This window comes from Thioclava sp. FR2 (genome assembly GCF_051200875.1).
Taxonomy (GTDB): Bacteria; Pseudomonadota; Alphaproteobacteria; order Rhodobacterales; family Rhodobacteraceae; genus Pseudotabrizicola.
In genome coordinates this window covers 235,138-258,569 of sequence record NZ_CP195191.1, presented here as the reverse complement: position 1 = coordinate 258,569, position 23,432 = coordinate 235,138, and the positions used below count along the sequence as shown (strand labels likewise).

24 protein-coding genes are annotated in these 23,432 nt (G+C 58.0%); 11 read left to right on the top strand and 13 right to left on the bottom strand.

Annotation, left to right across the window (positions count from 1 at the left end):
* Positions 1-32: 32 nt before the first annotated feature.
* The 10 genes from ACSBLW_RS01215 to coxB all read right to left on the bottom strand — a co-directional run bounded on the left by ACSBLW_RS01215 (position 33) and on the right by coxB (position 8,101).
* Entirely contained in the window at positions 33-563 is a 531-nt protein-coding gene (locus ACSBLW_RS01215; protein WP_435258434.1) for a DUF1697 domain-containing protein, read from the bottom strand.
* The gene (locus ACSBLW_RS01210) at positions 563-1,147 is read right to left on the bottom strand and encodes a GNAT family N-acetyltransferase (RefSeq protein WP_435258433.1); all 585 of its coding nucleotides are present in this window, start codon (positions 1,145-1,147) and stop codon (positions 563-565) included. The genes ACSBLW_RS01215 and ACSBLW_RS01210 overlap by 1 nt, the downstream gene beginning before the upstream one ends.
* Positions 1,147-2,406: a M16 family metallopeptidase gene (locus tag ACSBLW_RS01205; protein ID WP_435258432.1), complete on the bottom strand. Its 1,260-nt coding sequence runs from the start codon at positions 2,404-2,406 to the stop codon at positions 1,147-1,149. Before ACSBLW_RS01205 ends, ACSBLW_RS01210 begins: the two co-directional genes overlap by 1 nt.
* Complete coding sequence (gene thrC, locus ACSBLW_RS01200) at positions 2,403-3,788, bottom strand: threonine synthase (RefSeq protein WP_435258431.1); 1,386 nt, start codon at positions 3,786-3,788, stop codon at positions 2,403-2,405. Before thrC ends, ACSBLW_RS01205 begins: the two co-directional genes overlap by 4 nt.
* A gap of 14 nt (positions 3,789-3,802) precedes the next feature.
* On the bottom strand, positions 3,803-4,471 hold the full coding sequence (locus ACSBLW_RS01195) for an SURF1 family protein (RefSeq protein ID WP_435258430.1): 669 nt from the start codon (positions 4,469-4,471) through the stop codon (positions 3,803-3,805).
* Between the two features lie 87 nt (positions 4,472-4,558).
* The gene (locus ACSBLW_RS01190; RefSeq protein ID WP_435258429.1) at positions 4,559-5,362 is read right to left on the bottom strand and encodes a cytochrome c oxidase subunit 3; all 804 of its coding nucleotides are present in this window, start codon (positions 5,360-5,362) and stop codon (positions 4,559-4,561) included.
* A gap of 25 nt (positions 5,363-5,387) precedes the next feature.
* Positions 5,388-5,957, bottom strand: coding sequence for a cytochrome c oxidase assembly protein (locus ACSBLW_RS01185; RefSeq protein WP_435258428.1), 570 nt, complete (start codon positions 5,955-5,957; stop codon positions 5,388-5,390).
* The gene (locus ACSBLW_RS01180; RefSeq protein ID WP_435258427.1) at positions 5,954-6,154 is read right to left on the bottom strand and encodes a hypothetical protein; all 201 of its coding nucleotides are present in this window, start codon (positions 6,152-6,154) and stop codon (positions 5,954-5,956) included. The genes ACSBLW_RS01185 and ACSBLW_RS01180 overlap by 4 nt, the downstream gene beginning before the upstream one ends.
* A 1-nt stretch (position 6,155) precedes the next feature.
* A complete protein-coding gene (cyoE, locus tag ACSBLW_RS01175) occupies positions 6,156-7,088 on the bottom strand; it encodes a heme o synthase (protein WP_435258426.1) in 933 nt (310 codons plus the stop codon).
* A 71-nt stretch (positions 7,089-7,159) separates the two neighbouring features.
* The gene (coxB, locus tag ACSBLW_RS01170; protein ID WP_435258425.1) at positions 7,160-8,101 is read right to left on the bottom strand and encodes a cytochrome c oxidase subunit II; all 942 of its coding nucleotides are present in this window, start codon (positions 8,099-8,101) and stop codon (positions 7,160-7,162) included.
* Between the two features lie 182 nt (positions 8,102-8,283).
* On the opposite strand from coxB, the gene tldD reads away from it, so the two are divergent.
* Positions 8,284-9,705: a metalloprotease TldD gene (gene tldD / locus ACSBLW_RS01165; protein ID WP_435258424.1), complete on the top strand. Its 1,422-nt coding sequence runs from the start codon at positions 8,284-8,286 to the stop codon at positions 9,703-9,705.
* Positions 9,702-10,112 (top strand): hypothetical protein, encoded by a 411-nt coding sequence (locus ACSBLW_RS01160; RefSeq protein WP_435258423.1) that lies wholly within the window; start codon positions 9,702-9,704, stop codon positions 10,110-10,112. Before tldD ends, ACSBLW_RS01160 begins: the two co-directional genes overlap by 4 nt.
* Here the strand turns inward: ACSBLW_RS01160 and ACSBLW_RS01155 are convergent.
* Positions 10,109-11,671, bottom strand: a complete 1,563-nt coding sequence (locus tag ACSBLW_RS01155) for a divergent polysaccharide deacetylase family protein (protein WP_435258422.1) — start codon at positions 11,669-11,671, stop codon at positions 10,109-10,111. The two genes, ACSBLW_RS01160 and ACSBLW_RS01155, sit on opposite strands and share 4 nt — an antisense overlap.
* Before the next feature lie 122 nt (positions 11,672-11,793).
* On the opposite strand from ACSBLW_RS01155, the gene ACSBLW_RS01150 reads away from it, so the two are divergent.
* The 7 genes from ACSBLW_RS01150 to lexA all read left to right on the top strand — a co-directional run bounded on the left by ACSBLW_RS01150 (position 11,794) and on the right by lexA (position 17,457).
* Positions 11,794-12,381 carry an anthranilate synthase component II gene (locus ACSBLW_RS01150; RefSeq protein ID WP_435258421.1) on the top strand — a complete coding sequence of 196 codons (588 nt, stop codon included), beginning with the start codon at positions 11,794-11,796 and terminating at the stop codon, positions 12,379-12,381.
* Positions 12,378-13,391 (top strand): anthranilate phosphoribosyltransferase, encoded by a 1,014-nt coding sequence (gene trpD / locus ACSBLW_RS01145; RefSeq protein ID WP_435258420.1) that lies wholly within the window; start codon positions 12,378-12,380, stop codon positions 13,389-13,391. Before ACSBLW_RS01150 ends, trpD begins: the two co-directional genes overlap by 4 nt.
* 4 nt (positions 13,392-13,395) lie before the next feature.
* Positions 13,396-14,052, top strand: a complete 657-nt coding sequence (locus tag ACSBLW_RS01140) for a uracil-DNA glycosylase (RefSeq protein ID WP_435258419.1) — start codon at positions 13,396-13,398, stop codon at positions 14,050-14,052.
* Between the two features lie 124 nt (positions 14,053-14,176).
* Positions 14,177-14,989 (top strand): indole-3-glycerol phosphate synthase TrpC, encoded by an 813-nt coding sequence (gene trpC / locus ACSBLW_RS01135; protein ID WP_435258418.1) that lies wholly within the window; start codon positions 14,177-14,179, stop codon positions 14,987-14,989.
* Positions 14,990-15,004: 15 nt separating this feature from the next.
* Entirely contained in the window at positions 15,005-15,496 is a 492-nt protein-coding gene (moaC, locus tag ACSBLW_RS01130; protein WP_435258417.1) for a cyclic pyranopterin monophosphate synthase MoaC, read from the top strand.
* The gene (locus ACSBLW_RS01125; RefSeq protein WP_435258416.1) at positions 15,493-16,677 is read left to right on the top strand and encodes a molybdopterin molybdotransferase MoeA; all 1,185 of its coding nucleotides are present in this window, start codon (positions 15,493-15,495) and stop codon (positions 16,675-16,677) included. The genes moaC and ACSBLW_RS01125 overlap by 4 nt, the downstream gene beginning before the upstream one ends.
* A gap of 81 nt (positions 16,678-16,758) precedes the next feature.
* Complete coding sequence (gene lexA / locus ACSBLW_RS01120; protein WP_435258415.1) at positions 16,759-17,457, top strand: transcriptional repressor LexA; 699 nt, start codon at positions 16,759-16,761, stop codon at positions 17,455-17,457.
* Here the strand turns inward: lexA and ACSBLW_RS01115 are convergent.
* Positions 17,451-19,457, bottom strand: a complete 2,007-nt coding sequence (locus ACSBLW_RS01115; RefSeq protein ID WP_435258414.1) for a ComEC/Rec2 family competence protein — start codon at positions 19,455-19,457, stop codon at positions 17,451-17,453. The genes lexA and ACSBLW_RS01115 overlap by 7 nt on opposite strands.
* A gap of 228 nt (positions 19,458-19,685) precedes the next feature.
* On the opposite strand from ACSBLW_RS01115, the gene gltX reads away from it, so the two are divergent.
* Positions 19,686-21,086: a glutamate--tRNA ligase gene (gene gltX, locus ACSBLW_RS01110; RefSeq protein ID WP_435258413.1), complete on the top strand. Its 1,401-nt coding sequence runs from the start codon at positions 19,686-19,688 to the stop codon at positions 21,084-21,086.
* A 101-nt stretch (positions 21,087-21,187) separates the two neighbouring features.
* Complete coding sequence (gene gltA, locus ACSBLW_RS01105; protein WP_435258412.1) at positions 21,188-22,483, top strand: citrate synthase; 1,296 nt, start codon at positions 21,188-21,190, stop codon at positions 22,481-22,483.
* A 67-nt stretch (positions 22,484-22,550) separates the two neighbouring features.
* Here gltA and aguB read toward each other — a convergent pair whose 3' ends face one another.
* Entirely contained in the window at positions 22,551-23,426 is an 876-nt protein-coding gene (aguB, locus tag ACSBLW_RS01100) for an N-carbamoylputrescine amidase (protein WP_435258411.1), read from the bottom strand.
* Positions 23,427-23,432 lie beyond the last annotated feature (6 nt).

The following is a 23,432-nucleotide window of genomic DNA, read 5'->3' as shown; positions in this document are numbered from 1 at the left end:
CGATGTAGGCCCATGTCAGCGCCCTTGGCAGATCACGGATTCGTTAGGGCGATATCCAAGATTGCGCGGACAGTTCTCATATTTCGTGTAGTCACATCGCCGCGAAGCAATTTGGGAAGTCGTTCTGCCAGCTTGGATTTTCCTATCCCGGCCGGAGCAAAGAGAACAAAGTGGCGACCCAAAATTGCCCAATCCTCACCATCCGCGGCCAAAGCCGAAATTGCTGACCGATCAACCTGCATTTGGTCTTCAGAGCAGCAAAAGATGTGTAGAGCCGAAATCGGTGCGTCCTGAAAAAGTTGATCCCTTAGAATCTGCTCCATCTCTTCCGGGCGACGCATGATGACGGACGGGCAAAAACCAAACCGCGCCTCCACGCCTTTGACGATCTTTGCAGCCACTTGATAGGGTTCGTCTGCAGCGTCAAAAATTGCATTGCCGCTTTGGATACAGGTGCGAACGCGCTCGAAGCCCATTCCGGTCAGCATCTCGCGAAATTCGGACATAGCCAGTTTTCCCGCGCCGCCCACATTCACGCCACGGAAAAGCGCGATGTGGCGCATCAGCCAATATCCGTTTTGCCGCGACGATCCCCCCGCAGCGAAGCGTAGAGCACATGGTTACGCCATCGGCCATTGATCTGAAGGTAGCTTTGCGCCACGCCTTCGTATTTGAAGCCTGACTTTTCCAGAACGCCCCGGCTGGCGGTGTTTTCGGGTAGGCAGGCGGCTTCGACCCGGCTTAAGTCCAAGACCGAAAATGCGTGATGAACGACCGCCTGAATGGCCTCTCGCATATAACCGCGACGGCTGAAGCGTTCGCCAATCCAGTAGCCGATCGTTCCGCATTGCGCAGGACCGCGCCGGATATTGTCCATGGTGATCGCGCCCAAAAGCTGCTGATCATCGCGGCGGATCAAGAGGAAGGGAACGGCGGTGCCTTGTGCTTCGGCCCTTTGCGCCCAATAGACACGATTGGTAAAGGCCCGGCGCGTCAGGTGATCGGCAGCCCATGTTGGCTCCCAAGGCGTAAGGAAGGTTGCGCTTTCCTCGCGCAATTCGGCCCAAGCCCGCCAATCCTGATGCTGGGGCAGGCGCAGGGTCATGCGCTCGGTTTCCAGCTTTGGACGACGGCGGAACGGCAGCATCAGGCAGCGAGCCTTTCCCGGATCGCCTCCAGCCCCTTGGCCTTTGCCACGGGACCGTAAAGCGCAACGGCCGCTCGGGCGCCAACCAGGGTTGCTGCAAAGTTGCGGACATCTTGCATTGAGACCGCGTCAATCTTTCCAACTGCCTCTTCGACAGTGGGAACGCGTCCCCAGACCGACAACATGCGGGCGTTTCGCTCGGCGCGCGTCGAAGGGCTTTCCATGCCCATGAGCAGCCCCGCCTTCAACTGTGCCCTCGCCCGAGCCACTTCGGCCTCGGTCATGTCTTCGGCGGCGCGTTTCATTTCGTCCACGGTCAGTTGAGTGAGAGCAGAGATTTCATCCTTGGACGTGCCGGCATAGATTGTGACCGAGCCTGTGTCTTCGTAGGCCCCGGCCTGAGCGAAAATAGAATAGCACAGGCCGCGCTCTTCCCTGATCTTCTGGAACAGACGCGACGACATGCCCCCACCCATCGCCATTGCATAGACCTGCGCGGCATAGACATTCGGGTCGCGGAAGCCGGGGGCTTCCAACGACATGGCGAAATGGACCTGCTCTAGTTTCTTGACCACCCGGCGTTCGCCGCCGATGAACTGTGCAGGTACCAATTCCGCTGTCCCAACCGGCCTCAGGTTGCCAAAGATTTCTCGGGCCTGATGGACGATGGCTTCGTGATCCACGCCACCAGAGGCCGAAAGAATGATCTGATCCGGGCCGTAATGGGCGCCGACGAAATCAATAAAGTCGTCACGAGTAAAAGAACTGACACGCTCGGAAGGGCCAAGGATGGTGCGCCCGAAGGGCTGGTCAGGGTAGCTTACCTCTTGCAACCAATCGAAGATGATGTCGTCGGGCGTGTCCAAGGCCTGGCCGATCTCTTGCAAGATCACATGGCGCTCTGTCTCAATCTCTTTCTGGTCAAAGATCGGATTCAGAACGATATCGGCGATCACGTCCAACGCCAGCGGCACATCAGCCGAAAGGCAACGGGCGTAATAGGCCGTCATCTCTTTGGAGGTGTAGGCGTTGATATAGCCCCCCACATCCTCGATCTCTTCGGCGATCTGAAGCGAGGTCCGCCGCGTGGTTCCCTTGAAGGCCATGTGTTCAAGGAAATGCGCTATGCCATTCTGCTCGGGCCGCTCATGCCGCCCGCCCGCCTGCACCCACAAGCCCACCGAGGCCGATTTCAGGCCCGACATGTGCTCGGTCACGATCCTAAGGCCGTTCGGCAGGGTCGAGATCTGAAGGCTCAACGCGCGATCCTTTCGCGAACAAGGGCTTGCAGAGCGCCAAGGTCATTGGCGACACGCGTAACACGTTCGGGGCGATCAAATAGATCGGCCATCCGTGGCGGCAAGTTCGGACGGATGCCCGTGGCGGTTTCGACGGCGTCAGGGAACTTCGCCGGATGCGCCGTCGCCAGCGTGATCATGGGCACAGTGCCCAGATGATCTTCGGCTACTTTCACGCCGACTGCACTGTGCGGGCAAAGCACCTCGCCCGTCTTGGCGAACTGGGCGCGGATCGTCGCGCGGGTTTCGTCTTCGGAGCAGCGGCCCGAAACGAACGTTGCGCGCAGCATTTCCAGCGCGCCTTGGCTGATGCGGAAACCACCGGATTTCAGCTCCGCCATCAACTGCGCCACAGCCCCGCCATCGCGGCCATAGGCGTCGAATAGCGCGCGTTCGAAGTTGGACGACACTTGAATATCCATCGACGGGCTGATCGAAGGCTTTACGCCGTCGGTCTTGTAGTCACCGCTGGAAAGCGCCCGATGCAGAATGTCGTTCTGGTTGGTTGCGACCACCAGCTGATCAATCGGAAGCCCCATCTTCTTGGCGATATAGCCTGCGAAGATATCACCGAAATTGCCCGTAGGCACAGTGAAGCTGACCTTGCGATGCGGCGCACCTAGACTGACAGCCGAGGAGAAGTAATAAACAACCTGCGCAAGAACGCGCGCCCAGTTGATGCTGTTGACCCCGGCCAGCCGCACACCGTCCCGGAAGTCGAAGTCATTGAACATGTCTTTCACACGCGCCTGACAATCGTCAAAGTCGCCGTCCATGGCAAGTGCGTGGACATTCGCTTCGGACGGCGTAGTCATCTGACGGCGCTGCACTTCGGACACGCGGCCATGCGGGAAGAGGATGAAAACATCCACGTTCGACAGACCGCGGAACGCCTCGATCGCCGCCGAGCCGGTATCGCCCGACGTCGCGCCGACGATGGTGATGCGCTCGCCTGTCTTGGCCAATGCGGCCTGCATCATCTGGCCGATGAGCTGCATGGCAAAGTCTTTGAACGCCAAGGTCGGACCGTGGAAGAGTTCCAGCAGGAAATGGTTTGGCCCCAGTTGAACCAGTGGAGCACGCGCCGCGTGACCAAAGCCCGCATAAGCCTTGGCAATCAGGGCTTTGAATTCGTCATCAGAGAATGTGTCCCCCATGAACGGCTTCATCACGCGGAACGCAATCTCTTCGTAGCCAAGGCCCGCCATTTGGGCGATTTCATCAGCTGAGAACTGCGGCACGACCTCGGGCAGATACAGGCCGCCATCACGGGCAAGACCGGTCATCATGGCTTCCCCGAAACTCAGGATCGGTGCAGCGCCGCGTGTAGAGATATAGTTCATTGAGAGACTCGTCCTTAGACCGTTCGGCGACTGATACGCCACAGAAGATAGCCTGTCATCCCCAACCAGACCAAGGCGAGGCCAAACCACTGAATTGCGTAGCCTAGATGATCGTTCGGGGTGTCGGAATTGTCGACAGGCATCGGCTCGATGCCATTTCCTGTCGATGAGCGTGCGACGATCAGCACCGGTTCGGCATTAAGTTCCGTCGCCATCGCCGGAAGATCGCGCGCGAACCAAAGACCCGTCTTCTGATCCGGCAGAGGGGTGAAACCGTCCACTTCTTCGGGCCAGTGCAGATTGCCGACGATCTGGGAAACAGATTGGTCGCGTGGGTCTGAGCGCTGTGCTTCTGGGATGAAACCTCGGTCGACCAACAGTCGACGCCCCTCGGATTCAAAAACTTCGATTACGCGCACCCCTGCCCCAAGTTGTTTGCGGCTAACCAGAACATCCAGATGTTCCCCTGTCAGACGCCCTTCGGCGATCACCGGAAGATATTTATCTGCGTCTGGATCAGGCTGGGACGGGACCGTGACGGGGGCTGCCGCTATACGGGCGTCAATCTGGGCCAGCAGACCCTCTTTCCATGCAAGCCGCTGCAATTGCCAGACCCCAAGCGAAATCAGGATCGCGGTGCCGATCACACCCAAGAGGAGCGGAAAGATCATGCGGCGGGACATTCAACTGGGCCTTCGTTTCAAGGAAAAGGGGCGCGAACCACATGGCCCGCGCCCCAAGAACTGTCAACCGGTCACGCTCAGTAGGGCTTATTGGCCCCAGACGTAGACGGCGGCAAAGAGGAACAGCCAGACCACGTCAACGAAGTGCCAGTACCAAGCTGCAGCTTCGAAGCCGAGGTGCTTTTCAGGCGTGAAGTGGCCCTTCAGCGCACGGATCAGACACACGGTCAGGAAGATCGTCCCGATGATGACGTGGAAGCCGTGGAAGCCGGTCGCCATGAAGAAGTTTGCGCCGTAGATGTTGCCAGCGAAACCAAAGGCGGCGTGGCTATATTCGTAAACCTGAAGCACGGTGAAGAACAGGCCGAGGATGATGGCCAGAACCAGACCGTTCACGAGGTCCTTGCGGTTGTTTTCGTGCACGAGGGCGTGGTGAGCCCAAGTCGCCGCAGCACCCGAGCAGAGCAGGATCAGGGTGTTGATCAGCGGTAGGTGCCACGGGTCGAAGGTTTCGATGCCAGCCGGCGGCCAAACGCCATCAACGGCCGGCGACAGCGGCCCCATCGGATACATGGCGTGCTTGAAGAACGACCAGAACCAAGCCGCGAAGAACATGACTTCCGACATGATGAACATGATGAAGCCATAGCGCAGGCCGATGCGGACAACCGGAGTATGATCCACGCCGCCTTCACCCTCCGCCACCATCTCGGCCCACCAGCCGAACATGACGTAAAGGACGCCGACAAAGCCGATCAAACCCATCCAAGGGCCCGAGCCGTGCATCCACAGCACAGCACCGAACAGCATGATGAAAGCCGAAGCAGCGCCCATAAGTGGCCAGATCGACGGCGGCAGAATGTGGTAGTCGTGGTTCTTGGCGTGGGCCATCTTGGTTCCCTCGGTTCTTCTTCGTTCAGTTTACCTTGCCATCAGCAGCCGTTGTCAACGCGGCTTGTTCTTCAGGCAAGGGTGTTTCGTAGAAAGTATAGGAAAGCGTGATTTCCTTCACGAACTTTCCTTCGCGATCCTTGACGATCTCGGGATCGACAAAAAAGCTGACGGGCATCTCAACCCGCTCTCCGGGTTGCAGAACCTGTTCGGTAAAGCAGAAGCAGGCAATCTTCGAGAAGAAGCCACCTGCAGCGTCTGGCGTGACGTTATAGCTGGCCGTCCCAGCAACCGGACGGCTGGTTGGGTTATACGCTTCGTAGAAAGCCAAGGCCGTCTCCCCAATGCGGACGGTCATGGTGCGCTGCGAAGGTTTGAATTCCCAAGGCATGCCCACTTCGGTCGAAGCATCGAAACGGATCTTGATCGTCTGCTCAAGGATCTGATCCGGGGCTTCCTCGGCAACCAGAGTGGTCCCACCAAACCCCGTAACCCGGCAGAACCAATCGTAAAACGGCACGGCCGCGAACGAAAGACTTGCCATCAAAACGGCGACGCCAACCAGTTTGGCGGCTGTCTTGTTTGTGGAATTCATTGGCCAGCCTCCTTTTGCTTGGCAGTTTCGAGTTCAGGTCGCGCAACGTGGTCAAACGCCTGCATCGGGTCACCGCGCGTGACCTTCACAACCGTCAGCGCAAAGACCAAGGCGACAAAGGCAACCAGTGTCAGACCCAGCCCAACGTTTCGGGAAAAGCGCCGACGGTGCAGTTCATGTTCAGGGCGGAAGCTCATCTCACCAGCCTCCAAGCCCGAATGTCTTCAGGAGGGCTTCCAGTAGGAAGGCTGCAAAATGAAGGAACAGATAGGCAAGTGAGAAAGTGAAGACCTTTTTTTCCACGGCATAGCGATCGGCCTCGGCCACCACCTCATCCCGATTGTAAATATCCCACGCGCCCTTGAGGAACATCGCGTTCAAGACAACGGCGGTCGCCAGTGTCAAAGGCCCACCGATCGAGGTCAGAGCCGCCCAGATGGCGAAAGGGGTAAGCAGGATCGTGTAAATCAAGATCTGTTTGCGTGTTTCCTTGCGGCCGTGGGTCACGGTCAGCATTGGAACGCCGGCGTTCGAATAGTCTTCTTTCATGAACAATGCCAAGGCCCAGAAATGGGGCGGCGTCCACATGAAGATCAACATGAACATCAGGAAAGCTTCGATCGAAACGCTGCCCGTGGCGGCAACCCAGCCGATCATGGGAGGGAACGCGCCGGCAGCGCCGCCGATGACGATGTTTTGCGGCGTCGAGCGTTTCAGCCACATCGAATAAACGACGGCGTAAAAGAATATTGTAAAGGCCAGCAGTGCTGCCGCCATGATATTTGACGCAAGGCCAAGCATCACGACCGAAATGCCCGACAGGGCCAAACCGAGTGCCAAGGCTTCGCCTGCTTCAACCTTTCCGGCAGGGATCGGACGACCTTTGGTGCGGTTCATAACCCGGTCAATATCGGCGTCCCACCACATGTTCAGCGCGCCAGAGGCGCCGCCGCCTAAAGCAATGAACAAAATGATGGCAAAACCTTCGACCGGATGAACCGAAACAGGCGCAACCAGAAGGCCGACCAAAGCAGTAAAGACCACCAGAGACATCACGCGCGGTTTCAGCAGCTGGACGTAATCGCCAAACTGCGCCTCGCCGGTCTGACTGTAGCCTTGGATATCGCTCATCACCTTGGTCCCGATTTTGGAAAAGGCCCCGATCCCTCGGGGCCGCTCCGTTGTCTTTGGATCGGCTGCGATCAGTTGTTCGCAGCAACCTTCACGGCCGAGTAGGCTTCGACATCAGCCGCAGACAGCACGACGTCGCCTGCTTTGGCAGCAGCCAGCCACTGAGCATAGACCTCTTCCGACACAACCTTGACCGTGATCGGCATATAGGCGTGAGCAATACCGCAGAGTTCCGAGCACTGGCCAAAGTAGATGCCTTCGCGCTCGGCGTTGAACCAAAGATGTGCCAAACGGCCAGGGACGGCGTCTTGCTTCACGCCAAAGGCCGGGATGGTCCACGAATGGATAACGTCGGCACCGGTCACCTGCATCACGATGGTTTTGCCAACCGGAACGACAACGGCAGTGTCGGTTGCCAGCAGGAATTCGTCATCGGTGTAGCCCGCTTCGGCCAACTGAGCCGAAACTTCCGGGGTCAGACGGTTGTCACCGCCCGTTGCAGGAGCGCCGATCATGTAGCTGTCGAACGCAACTGGCTCGGCGCCTTCTTCGGTTGTCAGGCCATCATCAACATATTCATAGCCCCAGTACCACTGATAGCCGGTGACCTTGATGGTGATGTCACCTTCGGGGATTTCCTGCTGCTTGAACAGAACCGGCAGCGAGAAAGCACCAATGAACACAAGGATCACGATCGGAATAACCGTCCACGCAACTTCCAGCGGAGAGTTGTGGGTGAAGGTCGCGGGCTTTGCATTGCGCTTTTCGTTGTAGCGAATGATCACCCAGATCAACAGACCGGTCACGAAGACAGTGATAACCGAAATGATGATCAGGATCATGTGGTCCAGACCCTGAAGGTCGCGGGCCAATTCGGTTGCTGCGGGCTGGAAGCCCATCAGTTTGTCGTGCGGGCGGCCGACGATTTCCAGGCCCTGCGCCATTGCAGCGCTGCCCATCACCGTTGCCACAACACCGGCGGCGAAACCGCCCAAGGAAGTCATAAGACGCATGTTCAATTCCCGTCCAGCTTTGCGGCTTTCCACCGCTTTCCAGGCTTACCCGGCCACGTCACCGTGACCCCGGGCAGAATCCCGTTGTTTCCAGTTGCCCTGAAACCATATTGTGCGCCCAGCTACAAGCAAAACCGTTGCGACAAAGCAGCGCCATTTGACACAGATCAAGGACAGTACCTATGACCGATCAGCCTTTCCGTCCCTTTGAGACCCATCTCGACGAGGCGGCAGCGCTGCGCGTTTTGCGCGAAACAACAGCCGGCGCGGAAGACGGGGAATTGTTCCTTGAACGGCGTCGGTCCGAGGCCATCGTTCTTGATGACGGGCGGATCAAGACGGCTTCTTATGATGCGTCAGAGGGTTTTGGACTTCGCGCGGTGAACGGAGAAGTCGCGGGCTATGCGCATGCCACTGAAATCAGTGAAAAAGCGCTTCTCAGGGCGTCAGAGACGGCGCGGCTTGCCGTTGGATCTGGGGGCGGCGTCTTGGCCCCTGCCCCGCAAAGAACAAATGTAAAGCTTTACGGCGATGCCGACCCGATCGCGGATGCGAGTTTCCCTGTAAAGCTGGACATGCTGCGCGAAATTGATGCCTACGCCCGTGGGCTGGACCCTCGGATCGTGCAGGTTTCAGCTACAATTTCAGCCTCTTATCAGGAAATTGAGATTCTGCGGCCCGAAGGACTTCGGTTTACCGACATTCGCCCAATGGCGCGGCTGAATGTAAGCGTCATTGTCGAAGACAAGGGGCATCGCGAACAGGGTGGCATGGGTGGGGGTGGCCGGTTTGGCCTTTCCGGCCTTCTGGAACCAGACCACTGGAAACCGATGGTGGCCGAAGCGCTAAGAATTGCCTTGGTTAATCTTGAGGCGGAAGCTGCACCTGCGGGAATCATGGATGTGGTCCTTGGCCCCGGCTGGCCCGGAATCTTGCTGCATGAAGCCATCGGTCACGGCCTCGAAGGCGACTTCAACCGCAAGAAGACGTCGGCCTTTGCCGGCCTTATGGGGCAGCAGATTGCGGCAAGGGGAGTGACGGTTCTAGATGACGGCACAATCCCAAACAGGCGCGGGTCGATCAGTGTAGACGACGAAGGCACACCTTCGGGGAAGAACGTCTTGATCGAAGACGGCGTATTGGTCGGCTATATGCAAGACCGTCAGAATGCGCGTCTGATGGGGGTCAAGCCCACGGGCAATGGGCGACGTGAAAGCTTTGCTCATATCCCGATGCCGCGAATGACGAACACCTACATGCTGGCTGGTCAGGATGACCCAAAGGACATTTTGGCAGGTTTAAAAGATGGTATTTACGCCGTTGGGTTTGGCGGCGGTCAGGTTGATATCACCAATGGCAAATTCGTCTTTTCCTGCACCGAGGCCTACCGGGTCAAAAACGGCAAGGTTGGCGCCCCCGTAAAAGGTGCAACGTTGATTGGCGATGGCGCAACAGCCCTTAAACAGATCCGCGCGATTGGAAACGACCTGAAACTTGATCCGGGCATTGGAAATTGCGGCAAGGCAGGCCAGTGGGTCCCAGTCGGAGTCGGCCAGCCCACCCTGATGATTGGCGGCCTGACGGTCGGCGGTTCAGCGACGTGAGCCTTGTTTTTTTCCTGCCACACGAAAAGATACCGTTCAAAGATCTGTTTTACGCGGCAGTTGCCGCCTTGGTCATTCCCGCGGCCTTGGGCGCGGCGATGCTTGGGGTCTTCAATGTCGCCGGGAATGTTTTTTCCGAGGAGTTTGCGCTATCGCTTTGGATAGGGGGAACAGTCTTGCTGCTCTCTCCTTTCCTTGCGGTGTCCGGAATGATCCTTGCCGTTCCGGTCGCATCGTACCTCATTCGGCTTGGTTGGTTTGGCTGGATTCCGGCAGGCTTGGTCGGGCTCGCCATAGGCACGCTTCTGCCCGGCATGCTGGAATACAATTTGGCCGCGCCTTTCGGCTTGGCCAGCCTTTTGATCCTTCGTGCCGTTCTTGGCCGGCTAAGACCGATGGTGGCCTAGCGCGACAGCAGGACCGAGATCGGCGCGATTGCGACTGTCGAGGCGCGTCCTTCTACGGCCCATTCCAAAAGCCCGGTGATGGTTTCGGGCCGCAAGGTTCCGATGACAGCAACATGGCCTTCTTGTGCTGCCTTGAAAACCGCACGGTCCAAGTAACGCTTCACAGCGGGCCCGGTCGCATCATCCGGGTCAAAGCGGCGGAAGATCGTCGCCGATGCAAGGCCTTCACGACGTGCGACCTGATCTGCCGCATTCAGCCCCTGATCAAAGGTGACCAGACCCCGGCCCTGATCCGCTAAAATCGGCACGATTTGGGTAGCAAGCGGTCGATTGTTTTGGAAAACGTTTGCAGTGACATCGATCACCGCGACAGACTCAGGCATACGCGAGGCGAGAGCCTGGAAAATCTGTTCAAGGTCGCCGGGTGTGGCACCTTCGGGTAGACTTTCTGCTGAAAGCACAACCTCCTGCCCGCCTGACCGCCAGATTGCCGCGCGGTCGGCCGCCCCGTCCGACAGCGGATCAATCACCACCGTCAAAGCGATATCCATTGCGGCCAATTCGGCGCGGTTCACGTCTTCGCCCCGATCCTCAAGCAATATCGCAAAAACTGGTTTTTGTTCGGGGTTTTCAAAGGGACGGGCATACCTTTGAAGCGGCGGCAGGCTTTGATCCTGTGCGGGGTCTGCTTCAGTTTCGGTCGCGGGAAGGCTTTCAACTGCCGGCTCAGCGCCTGCTGAAGGCTCGCCAATTCGTGGCAAGCGCCCGGTGATTACGCCTTCGGCCGCATCTGTCAGGCCCGGAGAGGGCTGAAGGACGCTGGCAGGCGGCTGAGCCGGTTCAACAGGCGTCACGATTGACGCGCTTGCCTCGGGGGCCGGCTCGACCGGTGCGGGCTGCAAGAGAGCTTCTTCCTCCGCGCCTAAAGGCGGAGGAGGCGGCAACTCAGCAGTTTGCGGATCCGGATCGCTTGAAGGCACAGAAGGAGCCATCGCAGTTCCGGCCGCTGGCGCGCCAGCTTCCGACGCCGGAAGATCTGCGGCTGGATCAATGGCGGGCAAAAGCTCTGACATCGCATCAGTTGGCGCTGCGCTTGGCGGTTGGCTCGGGGCTTCTTGAGGTTGGGCTGGTTGAGCCGCCACATCATCTGCCGCGGCGGGATCAGCCAAAGCAGGGTTGCCGCCTGCGGTCGGCGTATCAACTGCCGTCGCAGCCGGAACGGTAGGTGCAGGTTCTGTTGACGCGATCACTTGACCTTCCGGGGCGGATGGCTCGACTGTCGGTGCTTCAACAGGCACTACTGCTGTCTCGGACGGTGTTTCATTTTCCGTCTGAGGTTTGGTTTCGGGAACTGAAGCAGGCGCGGTCGCAGATTCCTCCGATACCGGCGCTCGCGCATCAACGGGAGCTGGCGCAATGTTTGCCGGCTGATCGGGCACAAGGTCTTTCAGGCCCCCATCTTTGGAAGCAGTCGAGGTCGGCACAAGCTGCGACACAGCCACCAACCCGCCCAGGGCCACGACACCGCCCCACAAGATACCGCGAATGAACCCCGCCAATGGTCTGCCCTTTCGTCTCGTGCATCTTTCGGCCTTTCGGCCTTGACGCCCCTTTTCCGGTCTGACCATGTATAGCGTGGCCCGACAAGGGCTTTCTCCCCTATCCTAAGGGTCCAAGCAAGATGCTGCTTCTGATCGACAACTATGACAGCTTTACCTACAACCTCGTCCACTATTTCGGCGAGCTGGGGGCAGAAGTCGTCGTCCGCCGCAATGACGCCCTGAACGTTCAGGATGTGCTGGCGCTGAAACCTCAGGCCATCATTCTGTCGCCGGGTCCTTGCGACCCTGCTCAGGCGGGCATTTGCTTGCCGCTGACAGCGGCAGCCTATGAAGCGAAGATTCCGTTGATGGGTGTTTGCCTTGGCCACCAGACCATCGGCGAAGCCTTCGGCGGGAAAGTCGTGCGCTGTCATGAGATCGTTCATGGAAAAATGGGCGCAATGTATCACACCGGCAAAGGGGTTTTCCGTGGCCTTCCTTCGCCATTTCAGGCGACGCGCTACCATTCACTGATCGTAGAGCGCGAGAGCCTGCCTGATTGTCTGGAGATCACCGCCGAGTTGGAAGACGGAACGATCATGGGTTTAAGACACAAGTCCGCTTTGATTGAGGGCGTGCAATTCCACCCCGAAAGCATCGCAAGCGAACATGGCCACCAACTGCTTCGGAACTTTCTTGAGGAAGCCGAAGTCAAGGTGACAGCATGAGCGACATTCTTAGACCTCTTATCGGCATCGCTGCCTCCAGACCGCTCACACGCGCAGAAGCGGATGCTGCCTTCGGCGCTCTGTTCGACGGGCAAGGCACACCTGCCCAGATGGGCGGATTCCTTATGGCCCTACGAACCCGTGGAGAAACCGTAGACGAATACGCCGCGGCTGCCAGCGCAATGCGGGCAAAATGCAATTCTGTGCGTGCACCCGAAGGGGCGATGGACATCGTCGGAACAGGTGGGGATGGGAAAGGCACGTTGAACATTTCGACAGCAACGGCCTTTGTCGTCGCAGGAGCTGGCGTTGTTGTCGCCAAACACGGCAACCGTAACCTTTCATCGAAATCCGGCGCGGCCGACGCCCTGACCGAAATGGGACTGAATGTCATGGTCGGGCCGGAGGTGGTGGAAAAATGCCTTTCCGAAGCCGGGATCGGCTTCATGATGGCTCCGATGCACCATCCAGCAACACGCCATGTAATGCCCGTGCGTCAGGAGCTTGGAACACGGACCATCTTCAACATTCTGGGGCCATTGACCAATCCAGCCGGTGTTCGCCGACAGTTGACCGGCGCATTTTCGGATGCCTTGATCCGTCCAATGGCGGAAACCTTGCTGGCGCTTGGCACAATCAAGGCTTGGCTTGTTCACGGTGGAGACGGGACGGACGAAATCTCGATCGCCGCCCCCACAAAGGTCGCGGCAGTAGATTCTGGCATTGTGAAAGAATTCACCATTCACCCGGAGGATGCCGGCCTTCCCTATCACCCATTCGAAAAGATCATGGGGGGAACGCCTGCCGAAAACGCCCAAGCGTTCCGCGCCCTGCTTCAGGGTGAGCAAGGTGCCTATCGCGATGCGGTACTGTTGAATGCAGCGGCGGCACTTGTCGTCGCGGACAAAGCATCAAACCTCAAGGAAGGCGTCGAAATGGCCCGCACCTCAATCGACTCTGGTGCAGCACGCGCCAAGGTCGATGCGCTTGCCCGCCTGACCAACGGCTAAGGCTTTGCCAGATACTAACCGTCCCGTCCTTCCCCCATCATGGTCGGATCTGCCATTTTTCAGTTCTGATTGGCCCGCGCTTTGGGAAAGACTTCAATCTTTGCCCGACTGGCAGCCTGAACCCGAAAATATCTTTCGCGCACTTGACCTAACCCCCCGTTCAAAAGTCCGAGTGGTTATCCTTGGCCAAGACCCCTATCCGACCCCGGGTCGCGCGACAGGTCTGGCATTTTCATTCCCCTCCGGCCAAACACCGCGCGATTCGCTGCGAAACATTCTGACAGAGGTAGAGAGCGACACTGGTCAGGTCCGCTCGTCAGGCGATCTGTCAGGCTGGGCACGACAAGGTGTGCTGCTTTTGAACGCATGTCTGACCGTGCCCTTGGGTCAGGCCAATGGCCACAAATCACTTGGCTGGGCGCCTCTGGTGCAGCAAATACTACAAGCAACCGCTTCAGACGGCCCACGGGCATTCCTGCTTTGGGGGCTTCCAGCGCAAAAGCTTTGCCGTGGCCTAGACCGCAAGGGCCATCTCTTCGTTGAAACGCCCCACCCCTCTCCGCTCTCTGCATATCGCGGCTTCTTTGGCTCGCGACCGTTTAGCCAGATCAACCGATGGCTTACCGCGCAGAATGAACCCACAATCGACTGGAGCGCCTGAACCCTTTTCTTCCTACGCCACCCGCGCTAGACCAAGCCCGACCGCCTTTATCTTGGGAAAAATATCCCGCGGGGGCGCGGTGGTGCGAACCAACCGCTGCTACAGCCGCAGTCAGGACCGACCGATGCCGACAATTCTCGATCGAATTAAGACCTACAAGTTGGAGGAAGTTGCAGCCCGCAAAGCGCAGCGTCCGCTTGCCGATGTCGACGAGGCCGCAAAGGCGGCCCCTGCACCTCGCGGATTTGCCAATGCGCTTTCGACGGCTTCGGCCTCGGGATACGGCCTGATCGCAGAAATTAAAAAAGCCAGCCCCTCCAAAGGGTTGATCAGGCCTGATTTTGACCCGCCCGCCTTGGCACGCGCCTATGAACAGGGCGGAGCGACCTGCCTTTCGGTCTTGACGGACACACCGAGCTTTCAAGGCGCTGATGACTTTCTGGTTCAAGCGCATGATGCGACGCAGCTGCCCTGCCTTCGCAAGGATTTTCTATATGATCCCTATCAGGTTGCCGAATCCCGAGCTCTTTCCGCAGACTGCATCCTAATCATCATGGCCTCTCTTTCCGACGAACAGGCCGCTGAACTTGAGGCCGCGGCGTTCGACTGGGGAATGGACGTGCTGATCGAGGTGCACGACCGTGAGGAATTGGAACGCGCCACTCGGCTGAAATCGCCGCTGATCGGGATCAACAACCGGAATTTGCACAGCTTCGAAGTGACGCTGGATACCACCCGCGACTTGGCTCGGCGCGTGCCAGAAGACCGTCTGATCGTGTCCGAATCCGGCCTGTTCTCCCCTGCTGATTTGGCCGATATGGCGCAATTCGGAGCGCGGTGCTTCCTGATCGGCGAAAGCCTGATGCGCCAAGAGGATGTTGCCGCCGCAACTCGCAACCTGCTTTCCAACCCGCTGACTTCTCAGGGCGGCATCTGACCAAAGAGGCGCCTCATGACCGGACTTACGCATTTTGACACCGAGGGCCATGCCCATATGGTCGACGTTTCCGACAAACCGGTCACTGCGCGTGTCGCGGTGGCGCGTGGTTCTGTTGTCATGACGGCGGAAACACTTGCGTTAATTACCTCAGGTCAGGCGAAAAAAGGTGACGTTTTGGGCGTGGCGCGACTGGCGGGGATTATGGGCGCCAAGAAGACGTCGGATCTAATCCCGCTATGCCACCCCCTACCGATTACCAAAGTGGCGCTTGATTTGGTCCCGGATCCCAGTTTGCCCGGAATTGTTGTCGAGGCGACCGTCAAGACCGGCGGGCAGACCGGGGTCGAGATGGAGGCTTTGACCGCTGTTTCGGTGGCCTGCCTGACCGTTTACGACATGGTTAAGGCCGTCGAAAAGTCGATGCGGATCGAAGGGATCAGGCTAGTGTTGAAGGATGGCGGCAAATCCGGTCGCTACGAGGCGGCGGTGGAGCCGGGGCAATGATCTCGGTCGAAGAGGCACTGCAGCACTGCCTTGCCCTCGTTGCGCCACTTGACGAAGAAACTGTTCCGCTTTCACAAGCAGCTGGCCGGTACATGCCGCAGGCAGCGGTTGCTGGTCGCGCACAGCCACCTTTCGACGCCTCGGCCATGGATGGTTATGCGGTCGTAGGAAATCCACCTGCCGGCTCTACCCTGACAGTGGTCGGAGAAGCAGGAGCCGGCCACCGCTGGTGCGGCCAGTTGGAACTGGGCGAAGCACTAAGGATTTTTACGGGCGCACCCCTTCCTTCCGGCTCGAACCGCGTCATTATTCAGGAAGATGTCATCCGCTCGGCCGACCGGATCACCATTAAGGATGGAGCAGATTCCGCGACGCATGTGCGTCCAAAGGGGCAGGATTTCCAAGAAGGGCAAGCACTGACACCCCGCCTTTTGCGTCCGACCGATCTGGCTTTGCTGGCGGCCATGAACCATCCCAGGGTTCTGGTGACACGTCGACCTATTGTTGCGCTGATTGCGACGGGAGACGAACTGGTAATGCCTGGCGAAATTCCGGCAGACGACCAGATCATCGCCTCAAACTCTTTTGCATTAAAAGCTATGTTCGAGGCCGAAGGCGCAGAGGTTCGGCTGCTTCCCATCGCACGAGACAATGAGCCGGCCTTGCGGACAGTATTTGGCCTTGCAGCGGGGGCCGACTTGGTAGTGACCACAGGCGGGGCCTCAGTTGGCGATCACGATCTGGTCGGCCGCGTTGCGCAAGACCTTGGCATGGAACGAAAATTCTGGAAGCTGGCAATGCGCCCTGGCAAACCCTTGATGGCGGGCCGCATGGGTGGGGCGGCCATGCTTGGCCTGCCCGGCAACCCGGTTTCGTCGATCGTCTGCGCGCATCTGTTCATCTTGCCCATGATCCGTAAGATGCTTGGCCACGCTGTAGATTGTCTGTCGGTCCAACCACGCAAAGCCCGCCTAGCCGAAGCTGTGGAACAGAACGGGCCACGCACCCATTACATGCGCGCCCGTCTGGTTGAAGCAGAAGGCCTGCCCCGCATTACCGCTTTCGCCAGACAGGACAGTTCCCTTTTGACCGTCTTGGCGGATGCCAATGCCCTGTTGATACGCCCTATCGGTGATGTTGAGCGCAGTGCCGGAGAAGTTGTCGATTACATACCGATCTAAGGCTCGATTCGATTTCTTGTTGACACAAAACAGGAACACGGGCAGAACATAGCGTCAACATGTATGGCTTGGGGTGCCGGAATGCTGACACGCAAACAGCTGGAACTTTTGGATTTCATCAAACAGCGGATGGAACGCGATGGCGTGCCGCCGTCTTTTGATGAAATGAAAGATGCGCTCGATTTGCGCTCTAAATCCGGGATTCACCGATTGATCACCGCTTTGGAAGAACGCGGCTTCATCCGTCGATTGGCCCATCGTGCCCGTGCGCTAGAAATCATCAAGTTGCCGGATGCGATGGAAAAGTCGGGCTTCTCGCCTCGGGTCATTGAAGGGACTAAACCAGCTGCTCCTCCTGCACCGCCTCGTGGTGCCATGCCGATTGAAGCGGTTCACGCACTGGAACTTCCGGTCATGGGGCGCATTGCGGCTGGTGTTCCGATTGAGGCTATTTCGGAAATCAGTCACCATGTGGCAGTACCGGGCTCCATGCTGTCTGGGCGCGGCGCCCATTATGCGCTGGAGGTCAAAGGCGACTCGATGATCGAAGCTGGCATCAACGACGGTGATATTGTCGTGATCCGCGAACAGGTTACGGCCGAAAACGGTGACATCGTCGTTGCGATTGTCGAAGATAACGAGGCCACGCTGAAATACTTCCGACGGAAAGGTGGTATGATCGCGCTTGAGGCTGCAAACCCGGTCTATGAAACACGCGTCTTTCCAGATCATCTCGTAAAGGTGCAAGGCCGGCTTGTTGGCCTAATCCGAAGCTATTGATCCCCGTTTTCCAGTGCCAAACGGCGGTCTAGCCGACGGGCTGCCGATTTCAGTGCAACTGTAATTTCTGGCCCGGCCTTTCCTGTGCCGGGCCTTGACCATATTCTCTGGCGGTCTGAGGTTGCCACCACTGTCACACCTTCCGCGGTGAGATAGAGCGCCAGAGCCCCGGTTTCAGCCAGTTTGGTCTGGTCCAGAACCAGGCATCCGGTCGACGGAGCGGAAACCTCGGCTGCGATGACGGCCAAATCAACATTGTCGCAAATGGACGCTAGCGCGTCGACAGCCCCCCTGCCCTTTAATGCCGCGCCGCGCAAAGGCCCAAGTTCGAAGATGCGCGCACCTTCCGGGCCTTGCATTGCAGTTCTTCCAGAGGCTTCCGCCTGTGTTGCGAGGTCGCCATCGTTTTCCAGCCAACTTTTGGCCGAAAACCTACCTGCCCGCGTCACCGAAAGCGCTCGCCCATCGGTGCCAAGCACCCCCACAAGCACCCCATCTGACGAAATCAACACATCTGGCCTTGAACCCGTCGCCCAAATACCCACCGCAATAAGCAAAGGCACCAGCGCTGCGCCACGCCACCATCCAGAGCAGAGTATAGCAGCCGCGCCTGCGAGGGTGATAAGGGAGAGAACACCCGCGGGTGGCGCTGGAATAGCCGTCACGGCCCCTTCCCAACTTGCCACCCAATGCGCGGCCCAAAGTATCCAGCGCGATCCTTGTTCCATTGCCCAAAGAGGAATCGCAGCCAAGCCAAACGGGGCCAACAGCGCTGCAATGGCCCCGGCTGGCATCACAATGCTGCCCATTATTGGCACCGTGAGGATATTCGCGATCAGCCCGTAATCCGTAAACCGATTGAAGTGCGCTGCCGCATAGGGCGCTGTCGCGAAGCCACCGATCAGGCTGGAAAGCACTAACGTAAAGACCGGCCGCATCCACTTTGGCATCCGTCCCACGACGACCAGTCGATCAACTTCGCGAAAACCTGCAATCAGGGCGATCGTGGCGGCAAAGGACATCTGAAAGCCCGGCTCAAGAAGCGATTCCGGCTTCCAGATCAGAAGGATGATACCCGCAATGGCGACAGATCGCAGGGTAAGGGCTTTTCTGTCCAGCAAGACCGCGCCCAGCATCACGCTAACCATAATAAAAGCGCGCTCAGTCGCAACATTGGCCCCCGACAAGGCGAGATAGAAGGCCGCAACACCCAGGGAGGCAATTGCCGCAACCTTCTTGCTATTCACGCGGAGGGCCAGCCAAGGGACAAGGGCAATTCCATAGCGCAAGAACGCAAAAACAAACCCAATTAGAAAGGCAAGGTTCATTCCCGAAATCGCCAACAGATGCGCGAGGGACGAGTCGCGCAGGTCTTGAACGGTCTCTTGCGCAATGGCGGAACGGTCCCCCGTCATCGCCCCCGTCGCGAAAGCACCCGCTTGGCTTGGCATTGCCGCCAACATCGCCCCTGATAAATAGCTTCGAAGCCGGTCGATGGGTAATTCCCCGCCCTCGGCATGCTGCCAAAGCATAACAGGGACGGTGCTGTAGCCGACGGCCCCCAATTGGTCAAAGAAGGCCATCCTGCGAAAGTCGAAGGCATCGGGTTCTGCCGGCCCTTGCGGAGCGGAAAGATGTGCAGTCAGCATCACGACCTCTCCGGGTTTCGGCTTGTGGCCTTCTTCCTTGGCGCGCAAAGAGACGCGCACACGCACTGGCATTTTTTCAGGGCGCACGCGATCCATCCAAACGCGGTCCAAAGTCACCCGTAGCGCATCTGTCTGGCTGCGGTCGATTTCCACCACGCGGCCCGTAACGGGACCATAGTATCGAAACTCCATAATCGGGCTGGCGACAGACAGAACCCTTACGCCACAAGCCAGCCAACCAATCGCTATCGAAAGCACGATCATGGCAAAGGGAAACTGAAGGTCCGGCCCTCGCAGAATAGCAATTATTCCGATCAGCGCGCTGATGGCGGCAACAGCATAGGTCTGCAATCCGGGCTCATCGGGCAAAGAAAACCATAGGGCAATTGCGGACCCGATAATCAGCGGAGACCACAAGAAAAGCGCGTCCCTTGCGCCTGAAAGTGCCCTGAGCACTCCAAAGGCCCAATTGCCCATCGACGCGGTAGACCAGACCGGCACCTTGTTTCCCGCCCTTCCAAGCCCTAGAACCGCGTCCAAGCATCTCTAGCCATGGTTTCCGAAAGGTTAATGACCGTCATGTCCCAGATCGTCACCCGCTTTGCCCCCTCACCGACTGGCTATCTGCACATCGGCGGCGCTCGGACGGCCCTTTTCAATTGGTTGTTTGCCCGTGGGCGTGGTGGCAAATTCTTGCTTCGTATCGAAGATACCGACCAGGAACGGTCTACGCCTGAGGCGACTGCCGCCATTCTACAAGGCTTGAAATGGCTAGGGCTGGATTGGGATGGTGACGCGGTCAGCCAATTCGCCCGCAAAGATCGCCATGCCGAAGTCGCCCACGAAATGTTGGCGCGCGGAACCGCCTACAAGTGTTTTTCCACTACCGAAGAGATTGCCAATTTCCGCGCAGAGCAGGAGGCCAAAGGTGTGAGTTACGCGGTCTTTCAAAGCCCTTGGCGCGATGTGGACCCTGCCTCCCACCCGAATGCGCCTTATGTCATTCGGATGAAGGCACCGAGGGAGGGTGAAACCGTCATCGAAGATTCTGTTCAGGGAAAGGTAACCTTCCGCAACGATCAATTGGATGACATGATCGTCCTACGCTCTGATGGTACCCCTACCTATATGCTGGCCGTCGTCGTCGACGATCACGATATGGGCGTGACCCATGTCATTCGCGGCGATGACCATCTGAACAACGCCGCTCGCCAAAGCATGGTCTATCAAGCCATGGGCTGGGACATTCCTGTTTGGGCGCATATCCCACTTATTCATGGGCCGGATGGGAAAAAGTTGTCCAAAAGGCATGGTGCGACTGCAGTTGGCGATTATCAGATTCAGGGATTTCCAGCCGCGGGCATGCGGAACTATCTGACCCGCCTCGGCTGGGGCCATGGTGATGCCGAACTCTTCACAAGTGAAGAGGCCATGAAAATGTTCAGTCTTGAGGGGATCGGCCGCAGCCCGGCTCGGCTTGATTTCAAAAAGCTGGAATCAACCTGCGGCTGGCATATCTCTCACGCCGATGATGCTGCACTGCTGCATGAACTAGAGGCTTACTTGGCTGCGGCTGATCTTCCTGCGCTGACCGGGAAACAGCGCGACCTCCTGTCGCGTGCATTATATTGCGTCAAGGATCGAGCGAAGACTTTCCCAGAACTGATTGATAAGGCTCACTTTGCTCTGATTTCACGGCCAGTCTTGGCTGACGAGGCCGCGGCAAAGAATCTTGACTCGGTATCCCGTGGTATACTGAATGAATTGACGCCGCGCCTGCGAAATGCTAGCTGGACGAAAGAGGTGCTAGAGCCCATCCTGAACGAGATCGCCGCGGCCCACGGGATCGGATTCGGAAAGCTGGCCGCTCCTTTGCGGGCGGCGCTTGCCGGACGCACTGCGACCCCAAGCGTCTTTGACATGATGCTGGTCATCGGTCAGGACGAAACGATTGCGCGGCTCTCGGATGCGGCGGCCTGACCGCCTGCGCCGACCGCATGCTGACTCCTGTCTTTACCGCACCGATGCGGGAAAGACTAACCAACAAAGGTTCCACGGGACCGCATAGAGGGAAGTGAGAGATGGCCGAGACGACAAAGACTGCAACCCTGACGCTGGATGGAAAGAGCTATGATCTTCCCGTTCACTCGCCGACCCTCGGACCGGATGTTCTAGACATCCGCAAACTCTATGCCGAAGCCGACGTCTTTACCTTTGACCCCGGTTTCACCTCTACCGCTGCGTGCGAAAGCGCCATCACCTATATAGACGGCGACAAGGGCGAACTGCTGCACCGCGGTTACCCCATCGAGCAGCTTGCGGAACACTCGCACTTCCTCGAAGTTTGCTATTTGCTTCTTTACGGCGAACTTCCGACTGCGGCGCAAATGAACGATTTCGAAGGTCGCGTGACACGTCACACGATGGTGCATGAACAGATGCACAACTTCTTCCGTGGGTTCCGCCGTGACAGCCATCCGATGGCGACGATGGTGGGCGTTGTCGGTGCGATGTCGGCCTTCTACCACGACTCGTTGGACATCAATGACCCGTGGCACCGTGAAGTGTCGGCGATCCGCATGATTGCCAAGCTGCCGACCATTGCGGCCATGGCCTACAAGTATTCGATTGGTCAGCCCTTCGTTTATCCGAAGAACGCGCACAGCTATGCGGGCAACTTCCTGCACATGTGCTTCTCGGTTCCGGCTGAAGACTATGTAGTTAACCCGATCCTCGAAAAAGCGATGGATCGGATCATGATGCTGCATGCCGACCACGAGCAGAACGCATCGACCTCGACCGTACGTCTGGCCGGGTCTTCGGGCGCCAATCCTTTTGCATGTATCGCCGCTGGCATCGCTTGCCTTTGGGGACCTGCACATGGTGGCGCAAACCAGGCTTGCCTTGAAATGCTGCGCGAAATCGGCTCGGTTGACCGTATCCCGGAATATGTTGCCCGCGCAAAGGACAAGAACGATCCGTTCCGCCTGATGGGCTTTGGCCACCGGGTCTACAAGAACTTTGACCCGCGCGCCAAGGTCATGAAGGAATCGGCCGACGAAGTGTTGGGCCTTCTGGGCATCGAAAACAATCCGACGCTGCAAGTTGCCAAGGAACTGGAGCGCATTGCTCTGGAAGACGACTACTTCGTTTCGAAGAAACTTTACCCGAACGTGGACTTCTACTCAGGCATCATTCTTGATGCCATGGGCTTCCCCACCTCGATGTTCACCCCGATCTTCGCGCTGTCGCGGACTGTCGGCTGGATCTCGCAGTGGAAAGAAATGATCGGCGAAAAGAACCAGAAGATCGGCCGCCCGCGTCAGCTTTACGTTGGTGAGAAGCAGCGCAAATACGTAGACGTGCGCCACCGCTGATCTAACACCCAAAATAAAAAAGGCGGTCCCCCGGGGCCGCCTTTTTCATTTGCGATAGTTGGTTATGTCAGAAACGGCCATCCAACGTGCCAACAGCCCCATAAAGGTCAACTCGACGATCCCGAAAAAGTCCCCAAGTTGCACGCAGTTCGGCCACCGCGTCCAAGTCAATTTTGGCCGTCAGCACATCTTCAGCCTCACGGCGTGCCTTCGCCAAAAGCTGCCCTTGATGATCGGTAATGAAACTTGACCCGTAGAAGGTTACTTCCGTCCCCTCAGGCGCGGTTTCACGGCCGATCCGGTTTGACGCAATAACCGGCATGATATTGGCGGCAGCATGTCCCCGCATCACCATCTCCCAATGCGGTTGGCTGTCATATCCCGGCGCTGGCGGCTCTGATCCGATGGCGGTCGGATAAAGCAGCATCTCTGCCCCCTGCAGCGCCATAGCCCGCGCTGCTTCGGGAAACCATTGATCCCAGCAGATGCCAAGCCCGATACGACCAAAGGCCGTTTCCCAAACTTTGAACCCCGTATCGCCGGGCGAGAAATAATACTTTTCCTCGTAACCCGGCCCTTGGGGAATATGGCTCTTGCGATAAAGGCCCAAGTTTCTTCCACCTGCATCAATCATCGCGACTGAATTGAAATGTGCCTGCCCAGCCTTTTCAAAGAACGAGCATGGCAGCACGACACCCAATACGCGCGCCAGATCGGAAAACCGTGCGATAATCGGATTGCCGTCGACCGGCATTGCATAGCGGAAATACTCTGAACGCTGTGTGATGCAGAAATAGGGTGTTGCAAATAGCTCTTGCACAAGGATCATCTGAGCGCCCCTGCCTGCTGCCTCTCGGATCACCCTTTCGGCTGCATCAAGGTTTGCTTCCAAGTCCCATGAACAGGAAAACTGGGTAGCTGCAACAGTCACGCTCCGGCTCATAGGTCC

Coding starts and splice junctions, on each gene's coding strand:
- ACSBLW_RS01215 (WP_435258434.1), bottom strand. CDS start 563: ATGCGCCACATCGCGCTTTTCCGTGGCGTGAATGTGGGCGGCGCGGGA.
- ACSBLW_RS01210 (WP_435258433.1), bottom strand. CDS start 1,147: ATGCTGCCGTTCCGCCGTCGTCCAAAGCTGGAAACCGAGCGCATGACC.
- thrC (WP_435258431.1), bottom strand. CDS start 3,788: ATGAACTATATCTCTACACGCGGCGCTGCACCGATCCTGAGTTTCGGG.
- ACSBLW_RS01195 (WP_435258430.1), bottom strand. CDS start 4,471: ATGTCCCGCCGCATGATCTTTCCGCTCCTCTTGGGTGTGATCGGCACC.
- ACSBLW_RS01190 (WP_435258429.1), bottom strand. CDS start 5,362: ATGGCCCACGCCAAGAACCACGACTACCACATTCTGCCGCCGTCGATC.
- ACSBLW_RS01185 (WP_435258428.1), bottom strand. CDS start 5,957: ATGAATTCCACAAACAAGACAGCCGCCAAACTGGTTGGCGTCGCCGTT.
- ACSBLW_RS01180 (WP_435258427.1), bottom strand. CDS start 6,154: ATGAGCTTCCGCCCTGAACATGAACTGCACCGTCGGCGCTTTTCCCGA.
- cyoE (WP_435258426.1), bottom strand. CDS start 7,088: ATGAGCGATATCCAAGGCTACAGTCAGACCGGCGAGGCGCAGTTTGGC.
- coxB (WP_435258425.1), bottom strand. CDS start 8,101: ATGCGTCTTATGACTTCCTTGGGCGGTTTCGCCGCCGGTGTTGTGGCA.
- tldD (WP_435258424.1), top strand. CDS start 8,284: ATGACCGATCAGCCTTTCCGTCCCTTTGAGACCCATCTCGACGAGGCG.
- ACSBLW_RS01150 (WP_435258421.1), top strand. CDS start 11,794: ATGCTGCTTCTGATCGACAACTATGACAGCTTTACCTACAACCTCGTC.
- trpD (WP_435258420.1), top strand. CDS start 12,378: ATGAGCGACATTCTTAGACCTCTTATCGGCATCGCTGCCTCCAGACCG.
- trpC (WP_435258418.1), top strand. CDS start 14,177: ATGCCGACAATTCTCGATCGAATTAAGACCTACAAGTTGGAGGAAGTT.
- moaC (WP_435258417.1), top strand. CDS start 15,005: ATGACCGGACTTACGCATTTTGACACCGAGGGCCATGCCCATATGGTC.
- ACSBLW_RS01125 (WP_435258416.1), top strand. CDS start 15,493: ATGATCTCGGTCGAAGAGGCACTGCAGCACTGCCTTGCCCTCGTTGCG.
- lexA (WP_435258415.1), top strand. CDS start 16,759: ATGCTGACACGCAAACAGCTGGAACTTTTGGATTTCATCAAACAGCGG.
- gltX (WP_435258413.1), top strand. CDS start 19,686: ATGTCCCAGATCGTCACCCGCTTTGCCCCCTCACCGACTGGCTATCTG.
- gltA (WP_435258412.1), top strand. CDS start 21,188: ATGGCCGAGACGACAAAGACTGCAACCCTGACGCTGGATGGAAAGAGC.
- aguB (WP_435258411.1), bottom strand. CDS start 23,426: ATGAGCCGGAGCGTGACTGTTGCAGCTACCCAGTTTTCCTGTTCATGG.